We start from the raw sequence: 14,455 nt of genomic DNA on the forward strand, positions 1-14,455 counted from the left end.
AGGTGTCTGAATCTTGCCTGATCCTGCATTTCTCTGGCTGAATGGGCAGCCGGTAAAAAAAAGGCCCGCACGAGGCGGGCCTGACAGATTACTTGTTCAGCAACGGTTTGAGGAAGCGTGCGGTGTGTGATTTTTCACACTCCGCCACGGTTTCTGGCGTGCCGGCCACCAGAATTTCACCGCCGCCGCTGCCGCCTTCCGGACCGAGATCGACAATCCAGTCGGCAGTTTTGATCACGTCGAGATTGTGCTCAATCACCACGATGGTATTGCCCTGATCGCGCAGCTGATGCAGCACTTCCAGCAGCTGCTGGATATCGGCAAAGTGCAGGCCGGTAGTGGGCTCATCAAGGATATAGAGCGTCTGACCGGTGCCGCGCTTCGACAGCTCACGCGCCAGCTTAACGCGCTGCGCTTCACCGCCGGAAAGAGTAGTAGCGGACTGGCCGAGACGGATGTAAGAGAGACCCACATCGATCAGCGTCTGCAACTTACGCGCCAGCGCCGGCACCACATCGAAGAACTCCCGCGCTTCCTCAATGGTCATTTCCAGCACTTCGTGGATGCTCTTGCCCTTGTACTTCACTTCCAGCGTTTCGCGGTTATAGCGTTTGCCTTTGCACTGATCGCACGGCACATAAATGTCCGGTAAAAAGTGCATTTCGACTTTCAGTACGCCATCGCCCTGACAGGCTTCACAGCGTCCACCACGCACGTTGAAACTGAAGCGGCCCGGATTGTATCCACGCGAGCGCGCTTCCGGCACGCCAGCAAACAGTTCACGTACCGGCGTGAAGATGCCGGTGTAGGTTGCCGGGTTAGAGCGCGGTGTCCGGCCAATCGGGCTCTGGTCGATGTCGATGACCTTATCGAAATGCTCGAGGCCGGTGACCTCGCGATAGGCCGCCGGTTCCGCGATGGTCGCGCCGTTGAGCGCGCGCTGGGCAATCGGGAACAGCGTATCGTTGATCAGCGTCGATTTACCTGAACCCGATACGCCGGTGATGCAGGTAAACAGCCCGACCGGCAGCGTCAGCGTCACGTCCTTGAGGTTGTTGCCGCGTGCGCCCGTCACCTTCAGCACTTTGGCCGGATCGCCTTTAACCCGCTGCGGCGGCACGGAAATTTCACGCTTGCCGCTAAGGAACTGGCCGGTCAGTGACGCTTCCTGCGCCATGATCTCATCCACGGTGCCTTCTGCCACGACCTGGCCGCCATGCACGCCCGCGCCGGGACCGATATCGATCACGTGGTCAGCCGCCCGAATCGCATCTTCATCGTGCTCAACCACAATCACCGTATTGCCGAGATCGCGCAGGTGAATCAGGGTGCCGAGCAGGCGCTCGTTATCGCGCTGATGCAGGCCGATAGAGGGCTCATCCAGCACGTACATCACGCCCACCAGGCCCGCGCCGATCTGGCTGGCCAGACGGATACGCTGTGCTTCACCGCCGGAAAGGGTTTCAGCCGAACGAGACATCGACAGGTAGTTCAGGCCGACGTTCACCAGGAAGCTCAGGCGATCGCTGATCTCTTTCAGCACTTTTTCCGCGATTTGGGCGCGCTGGCCGCTGAGCTTCAGGTTTTCAAAGAACGACATCGCATGACCGATACTCATCTCCGAGATGGTCGGCAGCGTGGTGTTTTCCACGAAGACATGGCGCGCTTCACGACGCAGACGCGTCCCATCGCAGGTGGCACAGGCCCGGTTACTGATAAATTTCGCCAGCTCTTCGCGCACCGCTGACGATTCGGTCTCTTTGTAACGGCGTTCCATGTTGTTCAGCACGCCTTCAAACGGATGGCGACGCACGGAGGTGTCACCCCGATCGTTGATGTACTTGAACTCAATGGTCTCTTTACCGGAACCGTACAGAATCACTTTCTGCACGTTATCCGGCAGGCTGCCGAACGACGCTTCGATATCAAAATCGAGATGTTCCGCCAGTGAGCGCAGCATCTGGAAATAGTAGAAGTTACGGCGATCCCAGCCGCGGATTGCACCGCCCGCCAGCGAGAGCTCCGGGTTCTGGACTACCCGATCCGGGTCGAAATATTGCTGCACGCCCAGCCCATCACAGGTCGGACAGGCACCCGCAGGGTTGTTAAACGAGAACAGGCGCGGTTCCAGCTCGCTCATGCTGTAGCCACAAATCGGGCAGGCAAAGTTGGCAGAGAACAGCAGCTCTTCAGCCGCGCTGTCATCCATATCCGCCACGATCGCCGTGCCGCCAGAGAGATCCAGCGTGGTTTCAAACGATTCGGCCAGCCGGGTTGCCAGATCGGCACGCACTTTAAAGCGATCAATCACTACTTCAATGGTGTGCTTCTTCTGCAGTTCAAGCTTTGGCGGATCGGAGAGATCGCATACTTCGCCGTCGATACGCGCACGAATGTAGCCCTGCGTCGCCAGGTTTTCCAGCGTTTTGGTGTGCTCGCCTTTACGATCCTTCACCACCGGAGCCAGCAGCATCAAGCGGCGGCCTTCCGGCTGAGAGAGCACCTGATCAACCATCTGGCTGACGGTCTGCGCCGCCAGCGGCACATCGTGATCCGGACAGCGCGGCTCACCGACGCGGGCAAACAGCAGACGCAGATAGTCGTGGATCTCGGTGATGGTACCGACCGTAGATCGCGGGTTATGTGAGGTTGATTTCTGCTCAATGGAAATGGCGGGCGACAAACCTTCGATATGATCGACGTCCGGTTTTTCCATCAGCGAAAGAAACTGGCGCGCATACGCAGAGAGCGACTCCACATAGCGGCGCTGACCTTCCGCATACAGCGTATCAAACGCCAGTGAGGATTTACCGGAGCCAGACAGGCCGGTCACCACAATGAGTTTGTCGCGTGGGATGGTCAGGTTGATGTTTTTCAAATTATGGGTGCGGGCACCACGAACTTCGATCTTATCCATTCACCTTTCCCGGATTAGCAGCACTCACCGCGCCTTGCCGACACGGCCAGAATAAACGCATCATTATGGCACAAAAAATAGACTGAATAAATATCCAGTACTCTTTGCCTTTTGGCGGCGGATGATTAAAATTGGAACCCCGCTCTAAAGTGGGAAACAGTCAGCAGGACGTGTTAGAATTGATAGATTAGACTGTATGCATTAACTCATCGGGAGACAGCAACATGGCCAGTCGTGGCGTTAACAAAGTGATTCTTGTCGGGAATCTGGGTCAGGATCCGGAAGTACGTTATATGCCAAATGGTGGCGCTGTTGCCAACATTACGCTGGCTACGTCGGAAAGCTGGCGCGACAAGCAGACCGGTGAAAACAAAGAGATCACTGAGTGGCACCGTGTGGTGCTGTTTGGCAAACTGGCTGAAGTCGCGGGTGAATACCTGAAAAAAGGGTCTCAGGTCTATATCGAAGGCCAGCTGCGCACTCGTAAATGGCAGGATCAGGGTGGCCAGGAGCGTTACACCACCGAAGTGGTGGTTAACGTCGGCGGCACCATGCAGATGCTGGGCGGCCGTCAGCAGGGCGGTAACGCCGGTGCATCAGCAGGCGGCGCGCAGGGCGGCGGTAACAACAACGGTTGGGGCCAGCCACAGCAGCCGCAGGGCAGCAATAATCAGTTCAGCGGCGGCGCGCAGTCCCGTCCGCAGCAGCAGCCTCAGAGCGCACCTGCCAGCAACAACAACGAACCGCCAATGGATTTTGACGACGATATCCCGTTCTGATCCGCCTGACAGCGCGACATTGATAGCAAACAGGCCCGGTATACCGGGCCTTTTTATTACCTTTAATAGCGGCTGCACAAACAGATCAGGCGAGGGACGCCCATTCGGTCAGGATTGCGTCACAGCTCAGCACGCGCGGCACGTTGCCGGGTATCAGCAGCGACGACCACACCTCATTATGCTGACCTATCAGCTGTTCTGCGCTCACCCAGCGGCGATCGGCGGTGGTATGCGCATCTGCCGCCACGGTGATGCGATAGCCGGCGCTGGCACCAACTTTAATGGTGGTATCCAGGCAGTAGTCTGTGGCACAGCCGCAAATCACAAATTCCTTCACCGCCAGCGTCTGAAGCAACGCAGCCAGACCAGTCTGCCAGAAGCTGTCGCAGGCCGTTTTAGTGATAAAATGCGCGCCGGCAGGCTGGTGGATCTCGGGCAACAGCGCAAAAGCATGACTGCCTTCAGGCAGGCTTTCCTCGGTATGCTGGATAAACACCGTGACATCGGCCCGCTCAGTCAGACGATTTATCTGCGCCACCCGCCCCTGCCAGTCAAAACGCGGCGTAGCGAATACGCCATTTTGCATATCTATAACCAACACCACTCGCTGTGCCATGCTTGATCCTATCGCGACGGAAAAAAGCAGTGTTGCCTGGCACCAGGCGGATGAATAGCAATATTTTGCATTTTATCGTCCATCACAGGCATGCTGAACTGCCTGTCGGTTAAATGAGGAGAGTGAAGTGGAGGGCGTTCCGGCTATTTTTCCCTGCGAGACAGATCGCGCGCAGTTTCAGCAGCTGTCTGAGTTACCCGGTGTGGAACTGTATCAGGCTCACATCTCTCGCTACGCCTTTGAACCGCATACGCATGAAGCCTTTGGTATCGGCACTATTGAAGCTGGCGCGCAGCGCTTTCGCTATCGCGGCACCCAATACACCGCACCCAAAGATTCGCTGGTGATGATGAATCCGGATGAACTGCATACCGGGGAATCCGCCTGTGCCGAAGGCTGGCGTTATCAGATGATCTATATCCAGCCACAGTTAATGGATGAGCTGACCGGCGATCGCGGCTGGTGGTTTAATGAGGCACTGCTGACTGATTCCCGTCTGGCCCAGCCGCTGTCGCGCACCCTGGCGGCACTGTGGCAGGCGGACTCGGTGCTGGCACGTCAGGGATTGCTGTCGGAACTGTTATTGCAGATTCGGCCACTGGCGCGGATGGCGTCGTCCGCCCGGCTTCAGCCAGCGCATCGCTTCGATAAGGTACGTGATTACCTGCGGGAAAACCTGGCGCAACCGGTGCGCCTTGAGGAGCTGGCGGCGCTGGCAGCATTATCGCCCTGGCACTTTTTACGTGCTTTTCGCCAGCATTATCATGTGACGCCGCATCAGATGCTGATGGCCTTTCGGCTGTATGATGCTAAACAGCGGCTGGCGCAGGGGGAGAGTGCAGCCAGCGTGGCGGCTGCGGTGGGGCTGACCGATCAGGCTCACCTGACCCGCGCCTTCGCCAACCGGTACGGTATTACTCCGGTCCGCTATCAGAAACAGGTGCGCCAGGCCTGAAAATCGCAATCTGCTACAAGCCTTTCCCGCCTCATTTCGCCACACTGCGCCAGACAAACGATAAAGGGAAAAATTATGCTCGCTGGCGTACTGTTTGCTGTGACCGCAGGTCTGATGTGGGGACTGATCTTTGTTGGCCCGTTGCTGGTGCCGGACTATCCCGGGGCGTTGCAATCAGCTGGCCGCTACGTTGCCTTTGGCCTGATTGCGCTGCCGCTGGCGTGGCACGACCGCCGTCGATTGCAGCGGCTGGTTGTGGCTGACTGGCGGGAAGCGGTAAAGCTTTCGCTGGTGGGCAACCTTCTTTACTACGCCTTTCTCGCCAATGCCATTCAGCGCACCGGCGCGCCGGTCTCGACCATGATAATCGGTACGCTGCCGGTGGTGATCGCTGTCACCGCGAACCTCTGTTACGGTCATCTTGAAGGGCGACTGCCGTGGCGGCGACTGTTTCCTGCCTTAATACTGATGGCGGCCGGGCTGGTGTGCGTGAATGCTGCCGAGTTGCAGGCTCATGGCAGCACGCTGGACCTCGGCCGGTATCTCACCGGGATTGTGCTGGCGATGCTGGCCGTGGTGTGCTGGACCTGGTATCCATTGCGTAACGCGCGCTGGCTGCGCACGCACCCTGAACACCGGCCTTCTACCTGGGCTACGGCGCAGGGGCTGGTCACGCTGCCGATGGCGCTGGTGCTGTATGCGCTGGTCAGCGCTCAGCTCGCCTGGCAGCAGCCTGACTTCACGCTGCCGTTTGGGCCTCATCCTCGGGTCTTCATTCCGCTAATGCTGGCGATTGGTCTGCTCTGCTCCTGGCTGGGGACGCTGTGCTGGAATGCCGCCAGCCAGCGTTTACCCACTGTATTGATGGGGCCATTGATCGTTTTTGAAATCCTCTTTGGCCTTTTGTGGACTTTTCTCTGGCATCAAAGCTGGCCGCCGCTGCTGACCGTGGCCGGCATTATTTTTCTGATGGCTGGCGTGCTGTGGGCGATGCGGATAAAACCGCAACCGCTGGTGGTGGCGATCAACGAGTAACGCTGCCAGTGGATAATCTTTGTTCTGTCGCGCGGTCAGCCGTCCGCGCGGCTTTTTAAGATTAAGTCGCATTCCGATTTGAACGATTTTGCACCCATATTCGCTACGTAATCGATTTCATACCTCACATCCGGCCGGACAGGCCGCTTCATCTTCACGCCATTGACGACAAGCCCAGGCTAAAAAACAGCCAGCACAGGTCAGAATCAGATCCTTTTTGATGTGTAACGCCCGGGCAGTGGTTGAAATTCATCCATTAATGAGACGAATTTCGGCCAGATAATGGCGATTAAGTGATTAACGACCTGCTGCTATTGCCTTCCGGACCTGAAGAACGGCGACTAAAAACCACTATTAACTTCATTCATTGATAAAAGAGTAAGAGAATTCCGCCGCTGCGTTTTTATTTAAAGATTAACGTCCGGCATCATTGATGCGCACTAAGGATGCAAAATGAGTAGGTACATAACGTTAGTGATAAGCAGTAATAAACTATTTATCCTGGATTAATCCTGGAGAAAGTTTTGCCGAATGACACTACTCGCGAATTAAAGCGTAACCGCAAAAATGGGGATTAGATCCATCATTAACTTAAAGGCGCGTAGGTTATTTTAAAAGCGATGTTTAAGCCGGCTTAACGGAAAGAATGCAATTCAGTTCCGATGATTAGCCGAGCTTAACGAAGAAACACGAGACCCCAATCCCGCCGAAACGGGATTGGGAGAGGGGAAAGGTGCGTAGAATGCGAGACTTTTGCTGTTGTGAATCAATTTTACCGCAAAAAAAGAAGCTTAGCCGTGAAGCCATTCATTAGTTATAAATGGAGCGGAAAAGGGTGCCGCAATTGTCCTGTTAAATGATCTTCATCTCTTCTGGTAAGAACAAATCTCAGCGTTAAGTCTAAAAAGCGCGGTAGCATTGGGTTTAGCGATTCTCTGTGCCGGACGGATAATGATATACGCTGCGACTGATATCTAATAAACGACAGCTGCGACGGGTGCCGATGTCGAAGGTGCTCTGCAGGAAGTCGACCGCCTGACGTTTTTCATTCGTAGTAAAGAAGTTCTTCAGAACGCTTTGCAGCATCTCCTTATCAGAGTTCAGGGTTTGCAGTTCACGGGTAAGGTTCTGCAGTTTTTCCTCCAGCTCTTTGATTTTCCTGCCTTCTTCGGAAGACAGCCCAGAAAACTTCTTCTTCCAGCTGTAGAAAGTTGCTTCAGAGATACCCAGCTCTTCGCAAATCTCTCTGACTTTAACGCCCGATTCAGAAGCTTTAATGGCATTTGTGATTTGATCTTCGCTGTATCGTGACTTTCTCATAAATGCTCTTACCTTTCTTATCGATTAATGGATGAGAATGACTTTAATAATTCCTGGCACTGTAAGTTTCTATTAATGCAGTATTAAAGTGTGCGTATTGAATTGCGAAGGTTAAATTAAGATATTTAGAATAAATATCATCATGGGATAAATCTTATTTTATTCCGATCCGAGGGGCGCGCCTTCCTGGAGGCGGTTTTTTGTTATAAATTCATCGCATCCCAAATACGAAAAAATTCTACGTACGTTGGATATTTAGCATAACCGACTTGATTAATTTAGCGGTTATGACTCATGAAGATTGCACTATTTTCAGGCTGAAATCGTTTCCAACCGAACCGATTCGCGCCAAATATAATAAGAATTGTCCTGAATTTATTCTCCGGATCATGATGTGATTCTCAATTTTCGGACCAGCTTGGTTTGAAGTCTTACATTTTCGCCAGGCCCACTGAGCGCTTATTAATTCGTTACAGGGATGTTGTACCGAAGCGGTTGTAGTTGAGTAATACTAAGGAAGAGTCGATGAAATTGAGCGTAATGTCTAATGCCGCCTGGATGATGTCTGAGAAGATCATCTCCGTGTTTGGCGTCATATTTGTGACTTCTTACGTGGCGAAATCCTTTGGCCCAACGGTGTTTGGCCAGATGGCGTTTTCAACCTCACTATTTGCGATGGTGCAAACCGTTGCAATCTTTGGCACCGAAACCATTCTGTTTAAGCGTGTCAGTAAAAATGCGTCGAAAGGCTTACGCCTGATGACCATCGCGCGTACCTTGCGCATGGTGCTTTTACTGCTCACCTCGGTGCCAGTCTTAATCTGGGTCTGGTACAACATGCAGGAAAATTTCCTGGCATTTGCACTGGCCTCATTTGTTGCCTCGGTTTTTGTCACCCAGGATACGTTCAGCGTTTACAACAATGCGCGTCTTGCCTCGCGTCTGAATACCATCGCCAATGCGGTCGGCATGCTGCTGAGTTTCGCTATCAGCTTTACCATCGCCTGGCTGCGGCTGAATCCGCTGTGGCTGACGCTGTCGATTGTGGCGGTGACGCTGGTGCCTTACCTGATCAAGCGGCACAACTTTTATCAGGAACACCAGGATCAGATGCCGCCGCGTGAAAAGCGGACTGCCTATCTGCGTTACCTGATGTATGCCGGTCTGCCGCTGGCGATCTCCAGCATCTTTATTTCTGTCCAGGTCAAAGCGGCGCAGATGTTCCTGGCGGGCACCGCCCCGGCGCGCGACCTCGGCCTGTTTGCCGCGGCTAATACCATTTCTGCCTCGTGGATTTTTATCCCGGTGGCGCTGATTACCTCCTGCTTCACTGAAATCTTCAGAGAGCGTGGCGAGGTGGCCATCAAGCTGGCGGCCCGGCTCAATGGTTACGTTATGGGTGTTTCATTGCTGATGCTGCTGGTCATCTCGTTATTCGGCGAGCAGATCATTATCGCGTTGTATGGTCCGGAATTTACACAGTCAGGAAGTCTCATAACGTTGCTGTCGATAGCGACCAGCTTTTCGGCAATGGGGACAGTAGCTTATCGCTACATGGTTAAGGAGGGAGGGTTTAACTATCTGCTGAAGAAAATCATTTGTCTGATGGTCATCAGTTTGCCGCTCTCATGGTGGTTGATTCAGGGCCACGGCATCATGGGAGCCGCGTGGAGCGTTTTCCTTTCAGAGCTTTTGTCCCTGACCGTCATGAATTACTTCTTTAAAAACGGCGTCATTCAAAAGATTCAAGTTTCCTCACTCAACTACAAAACCTACAAATGAGGTCCGATATGCTCAAGTTGAAAGAAGAACTCAGAAGAAGTGTGCAGTACTTTATTAAGAAGATGCCCTGGGCGTACCAGGACCGCATCTACTACTTCCACAAGTTCAGAAAGCTGCCCAATCTGCGTCAGCCAAAAGTGTTCAACGAAAAGGTGTTGTACCGTAAATTTGTCTATGGCGATTACCAGAACTATGGCCGCCTGTCGGACAAATATTCGGTGCGTGAATTTATTGCCGAAAAAATCGGTAATGAATATCTGATTCCGCTGGTACACGAAACCACTGACCCGACCACGCTGAACAGCTTACCGTGCTGGAAAGGGACGGTGATTAAGCCGAACCACGCCTCCAACATGGTGGAGATTCTGCTGGAAGAGCCAGACGCGCTGCGCAAACAGCAGATTATTCACGACTGCTACCGCTGGCTGAAGACCGACTTCGCTAACGAAGCACGTGAGATCCACTATCGCTACATCAAGCCGCGCATCCTGGTGGAGAAATACATCGGTGATGGCAAAAGCGCGCCGATTGATTACAAGTTCCACATGTTCAACAAGCGTGATGGCAAGTTCGAATATGTGCTGCAGGTGATCTACAACCGCTGCCAGCCGCTGCTGTCGATGAACTTCTACGTGAATAACCTCAACGAGGCGTTTCACAAGATTCGCGATACCGGCCTGGATGTCTCGCCGATTCTGCCGTCACTGCAACATGCGCTCGATCTGAGCAAAAAGCTGGCCAGTGATTTCGATTACGTGCGGGTCGATTGGTATATCCATGAAGAACAGATCTATTTCGGTGAACTCACTTTCACGCCGGGTGCAGGCCTGGTGACCGGATTGGATCGGGGTTTAAACCAGATGATGGGAGATATGTGGATTCAGGACCGCCGCGGAACGCAGAGACCGGGCGTCACAGTGCAGGATGTTAATATCCCTGCCATGTTGAAGAAAGTTTAAGCACACACAGCAATGTAAAAAACCCCGCCTGGCGGGGTTTTTTATTGGCAAAAATCAGGCTATCGACGCGACAGTCTCAGCGTATCACTCGATCAGGGCATCGGCCATTCAGCAGGCGCCTGACTCATCACGTCGATAAAGGCGTGCTTAGAGATTTCCATGAAGTTGTGCACGTTTTCCATGCTCAGGGTAATTCCCATCAGACCGGTAACGAACCAGCAGGTCATGCCTAAACCAATCCCGCCACACATGAATGCCATCACATGATGACTATCCTGACGCAATTTGGTTTTCAGGGTGCTGGCGAAAAACATCATTACTGCGCTCAACAATTCCCAACGCATAACAAGCAGACTGGTGGTTAACGTAGCCATCGGCCGGACCTCAATATCAGTTAGTATTCCTGACAATTTGCGGACATCACCGGCGGCGGAAAAGCGTGTCAGGAAGTGCTTTAGCGCCGTCAACCCAGGTTCATAGTGTGACTTGGGTCACATTATATCATCCGATTTGAAATTTTGAACAAAATTTGACACTGGTATGGCAGGAAATTGTTGCAGATATGAACAGCGGGAAGGGCAAATCAGAGAGGCGATCAGGCACGCCCGAAGACGGGCGTCCTGACAGTTAACGGACCGGGCAGCACTCGCCGGTGGTGCGCTGGGTAAAGCTGGCCATGCTGTCATTGCAGCCGAAGCTCAGCAGGCGAGGGCGCTGAATCGCCTGACGGCGCATGGTGTGACGGTAGGCGGTAGGGGTTTGCGAGAACTGGCGGCGAAACACCCGCGAGAAGGTCTGCTGCGAGTCATAGCCGTACTGCATCGCGATATCAAACACCGGGCGCTGGGTCTGAGACAGCGCTTCGGCTGCCAGCGTCAGGCGGCGTTCACGGATATAGCCGCCAAGCGTCTGTTTGGTGACGGTACGGAACATCCGCTGCAGGTGCCATTTCGAATAACCCGATTTTGCTGCCACTTCATCAATGGACAAACTTTTGTCCAGATTCTGGTCAATCCAGTGCGTCAGGGAATGAATGATCTCTTCTTGCATCATGGCCTCATCCTTCTGGTGCTTAATAAGCGGTAATGGGAGTTTAGTCGTTTTGATGGGAAGCGAGTATAATTCCTCAAGTTAACTTGAGGTAAAGAGCCAGATGAAAAAAGATCGCAACTACCCCAAACCGGTATTAACGCCGGGCGAAGTGGCGCGCCGCAGCGGCGTCGCGGTGTCAGCGCTGCACTTCTATGAAACCAAAGGGTTGATATTCAGTACCCGTAACGGCGGTAATCAGCGGCGTTACAGCCGTGATGTGCTGCGACGCGTGGCTATCATCAAAATTGCGCAACGCATCGGTATTCCGCTGGCGACCGTCAGCGACAGCCTTGAGCATATTCCGGCCAATAAGCGGATGTCGGCCCCGGAGTGGGACGCCCTGACTCAGCACTGGCGCGAAGAGCTGGATAAGCGCATCGAAACCCTGACCCGGTTGCGCAACGACCTTGATGGCTGTATCGGCTGCGGCTGTCTGTCGATGCGCGATTGTCCGCTGCGCAATCCGGGCGATCGGCTGGGTCAGCAAGGGTCAGGAGCGGTGCTGCTCGACCCGGAACAGGACGGTAACCATCCGGACGCGGAGTGACGTCTATACTGGTGGGAGGTCAACACACAGGGAATCATGATGATCACCGTTCACCATCTCGAGCAATCACGTTCACATCGGGTGCTATGGCTGCTGGAAGAGCTGGAAGTGCCGTATCAGATCAAACGTTATCAACGCGAGCCAACCATGCTGGCGCCCGAGGCGCTGAAAAAAGTGCATCCGCTGGGAAAATCACCGGTGATTACCGATGAAAACCGGGTGGTGGCGGAATCCGGGGCGATTCTCGAGTATCTGGAACAGAAATATGATCACGAATTCCGGCTGAAGCTGAGTGATGAAGAGTCGCTGTTGCAGTCGCGCTACTGGCTGCACTACGCCGAGGGTTCGCTGATGCCGCTGCTGGTGATGAAGCTGATCTTCGGACAGATGGGGAAAGCGCCGGTGCCCTGGCTGCTGCGCCCGGTTGGCGCGGCGTTTGGCAAAGGGGTGCAGAAGGCCTGGCTCGATAAACAGCTGCAACCGCATATGAAAATGATTGAGCAGCATCTGGCGGCTAATCCGTGGTTCGCGGGTCAGCGCTTCAGTATCGCCGACATTCAGATGAGCTTCCCGCTGCTGGCCCTGGCGCAACGTGTCGGGATGGAGCAGATGCCGGCCAGTCAGAAATGGCTGCAAACCGTTCAGCAGCGTGCTGCCTGGCAGCGGGCTATCGATCAGGGCGGCGAACTCTCTCTGCTAGGTTAATCCTCTCTCTGCTGGCGCACCGTTTTTTTTCGTGCGGCGCTGCCAGCCGTTCAGCGTTTAAAAATGTCTGTAACTTCAACGCCTCAGCCGATGCGGTCAGCCGCTGCCTGGCCGAAAACGGCGCTCACCACCTGATCTTTATGCTGATTAATGTCCTTCCGCCAGTTGAAAATGTGCCGGTAAACGCCGGATAATCGTTTGCCTTTTTATCTGGCGGTCCTTTGACTGCCAACTATCTGCGGCAAGGTAAACGTTTGCCTGGTGGAATTACTCCATCAGTGCAGCCGGATTACCCGCTTATTTCAGGGACAGCGACGGTCGCAGAGCGATCCACACTACAAAAAATCTTTGAGGCTCAACTATGTCAATTGAATCACGCCCGGCCAGTGGAAAACTGGACGCCTGGTTCGCGATCTCGGCGCGCGGCAGCAGCGTGCGTCAGGAAATTCTGGCCGGACTGACTACCTTTCTGGCGATGGTCTATTCGGTCATTGTGGTACCGGGCATGCTCGGTAAAGCCGGTTTCCCGCCAACCGCGGTATTTGTCGCCACCTGCCTGGTAGCCAGTTTCGGCTCCATCCTGATGGGGCTGTGGGCCAATCTGCCGATGGCGATTGGCTGCGCCATTTCGCTGACCGCCTTTACCGCCTTTAGCCTGGTGCTGGGCCAGCACATCAGCGTACCGGTCGCGCTCGGTGCGGTATTCCTGATGGGGTTGCTGTTTACCCTGATCTCGGTGACCGGCATTCGGGCGTGGATCCTGCGCAACCTGCCAATGGGCGTGGCGCATGGCACCGGCGTCGGAATTGGATTGTTCCTGCTGCTGATCGCGGCGGATGGCGTCGGTCTGGTGGTAAAAAACCCGGCACCGGGTTTGCCGGTTGCGCTGGGTCAGTTTGCTACTTTCCCGGTGATCATGACGCTGCTGGGACTGGCGGCGATTTTTGGCCTGGAAAAACGGCGGGTACCGGGCGGCATTCTGATGACGATTATCGCCATTTCGCTGCTCGGGCTGATCTTCGATCCGGCGGTGAGCTACAAAGGATTGTTTGCTCTGCCGAGCCTGCGTGACGCCAGCGGTCAGTCGCTGGTGTTCAGCCTCGACATCATGGGCGCGTTGCAGCCGGTGGTGCTGCCGAGCGTGCTGGCACTGGTAATGACCGCAGTATTTGACGCCACCGGCACCATTCGCGCGGTGGCGGGGCAGGCCAATCTGCTGGATAAGCAGGGCCAGATTATCAATGGCGGTCGCGCCCTGACGACCGATTCGGTCAGCAGCCTGTTTGCGGGCCTGGTCGGCGCGTCACCTGCGGCGGTGTATATCGAGTCAGCGGCCGGTACTGCGGCGGGCGGAAAAACCGGCCTGACCGCCATCGTGGTCGGCCTGCTGTTTATGGTGATCCTGTTTATGTCACCGCTGGCCTGGCTGGTACCGGCTTACGCTACCGCACCCGCGCTGATGTATGTCGGTCTGCTGATGCTGAGTAACGTGGCGAAAATCGACTTTAATGACTTCGTCGATGCGATGTCCGGCCTGTTGACCGCGGTGATTATCGTGCTGACCTGCAACATCGTCACCGGCATCATGATCGGCTTTGCCTCGCTGGTGGTCGGCCGCGTTTTTGCGGGTGAATGGCGCAAGCTGAACCTCGGGACGGTGCTGATCGCCGTAGCGCTGGTGGCGTTTTACGCCGGCGGCTGGGCGATCTGACTGATCAACCGGGCGCGCAGCGGTGCGTCCGGAATTT

13 protein-coding genes are annotated in these 14,455 nt (G+C 54.7%); 8 read left to right on the forward strand and 5 right to left on the reverse strand.

Annotation, left to right across the window (positions count from 1 at the left end; genetic code table 11):
* Window positions 1-88 precede the first annotated feature (88 nt).
* A complete protein-coding gene (uvrA, locus tag FHW04_RS06100; protein WP_089561279.1) occupies window positions 89-2,917 on the reverse strand; it encodes an excinuclease ABC subunit UvrA in 2,829 nt (942 codons plus the stop codon).
* A gap of 224 nt (window positions 2,918-3,141) precedes the next feature.
* Between uvrA and ssb1 the strand changes: the two genes are divergently transcribed.
* Window positions 3,142-3,696, forward strand: a complete 555-nt coding sequence (gene ssb1 / locus FHW04_RS06105) for a single-stranded DNA-binding protein SSB1 (protein WP_031375511.1) — start codon at window positions 3,142-3,144, stop codon at window positions 3,694-3,696.
* An 85-nt stretch (window positions 3,697-3,781) separates the two neighbouring features.
* On the opposite strand, the gene FHW04_RS06110 is transcribed toward ssb1, so the two are convergent.
* Window positions 3,782-4,312 carry an isochorismatase family protein gene (locus tag FHW04_RS06110; RefSeq protein ID WP_031375510.1) on the reverse strand — a complete coding sequence of 177 codons (531 nt, stop codon included), beginning with the start codon at window positions 4,310-4,312 and terminating at the stop codon, window positions 3,782-3,784.
* Between the two features lie 127 nt (window positions 4,313-4,439).
* Between FHW04_RS06110 and FHW04_RS06115 the strand changes: the two genes are divergently transcribed.
* Both FHW04_RS06115 and FHW04_RS06120 read left to right on the forward strand, forming a co-directional pair.
* Entirely contained in the window at window positions 4,440-5,267 is an 828-nt protein-coding gene (locus FHW04_RS06115) for an AraC family transcriptional regulator (RefSeq protein WP_031375509.1), read from the forward strand.
* Window positions 5,268-5,342: 75 nt separating this feature from the next.
* A complete protein-coding gene (locus tag FHW04_RS06120) occupies window positions 5,343-6,302 on the forward strand; it encodes a DMT family transporter (protein WP_069729446.1) in 960 nt (319 codons plus the stop codon).
* 924 nt (window positions 6,303-7,226) lie between these two features.
* Here the strand turns inward: FHW04_RS06120 and FHW04_RS06125 are convergent.
* Entirely contained in the window at window positions 7,227-7,622 is a 396-nt protein-coding gene (locus FHW04_RS06125; protein WP_031375507.1) for a transposase, read from the reverse strand.
* A gap of 525 nt (window positions 7,623-8,147) precedes the next feature.
* Between FHW04_RS06125 and FHW04_RS06130 the strand changes: the two genes are divergently transcribed.
* Both FHW04_RS06130 and FHW04_RS06135 read left to right on the forward strand, forming a co-directional pair.
* Complete coding sequence (locus FHW04_RS06130) at window positions 8,148-9,404, forward strand: oligosaccharide flippase family protein (protein ID WP_031375506.1); 1,257 nt, start codon at window positions 8,148-8,150, stop codon at window positions 9,402-9,404.
* A gap of 8 nt (window positions 9,405-9,412) precedes the next feature.
* On the forward strand, window positions 9,413-10,363 hold the full coding sequence (locus FHW04_RS06135) for an ATP-grasp fold amidoligase family protein (protein WP_031375505.1): 951 nt from the start codon (window positions 9,413-9,415) through the stop codon (window positions 10,361-10,363).
* A gap of 92 nt (window positions 10,364-10,455) precedes the next feature.
* On the opposite strand, the gene FHW04_RS06140 is transcribed toward FHW04_RS06135, so the two are convergent.
* Window positions 10,456-10,737, reverse strand: a complete 282-nt coding sequence (locus FHW04_RS06140) for a YjcB family protein (protein ID WP_046288557.1) — start codon at window positions 10,735-10,737, stop codon at window positions 10,456-10,458.
* A 253-nt stretch (window positions 10,738-10,990) separates the two neighbouring features.
* Window positions 10,991-11,416 (reverse strand): superoxide response transcriptional regulator SoxS, encoded by a 426-nt coding sequence (gene soxS, locus FHW04_RS06145; protein WP_031375503.1) that lies wholly within the window; start codon window positions 11,414-11,416, stop codon window positions 10,991-10,993.
* A 100-nt stretch (window positions 11,417-11,516) separates the two neighbouring features.
* Here soxS and soxR point away from each other — a divergent pair, with 100 nt between their 5' ends.
* From soxR to FHW04_RS06160, 3 genes are all read left to right on the forward strand, one after another.
* Window positions 11,517-12,002, forward strand: coding sequence for a redox-sensitive transcriptional activator SoxR (gene soxR / locus FHW04_RS06150; RefSeq protein ID WP_031375502.1), 486 nt, complete (start codon window positions 11,517-11,519; stop codon window positions 12,000-12,002).
* Between the two features lie 39 nt (window positions 12,003-12,041).
* The gene (locus FHW04_RS06155; protein ID WP_089561280.1) at window positions 12,042-12,707 is read left to right on the forward strand and encodes a glutathione S-transferase family protein; all 666 of its coding nucleotides are present in this window, start codon (window positions 12,042-12,044) and stop codon (window positions 12,705-12,707) included.
* Window positions 12,708-13,068: 361 nt separating this feature from the next.
* The gene (locus FHW04_RS06160) at window positions 13,069-14,418 is read left to right on the forward strand and encodes an NCS2 family permease (RefSeq protein ID WP_069729447.1); all 1,350 of its coding nucleotides are present in this window, start codon (window positions 13,069-13,071) and stop codon (window positions 14,416-14,418) included.
* The last annotated feature ends 37 nt before the right edge of the window (window positions 14,419-14,455 follow it).

Source organism: Pantoea sp. AN62 (assembly GCF_050432985.1).
Taxonomy (GTDB): Bacteria; Pseudomonadota; Gammaproteobacteria; order Enterobacterales; family Enterobacteriaceae; genus Pantoea; species Pantoea brenneri.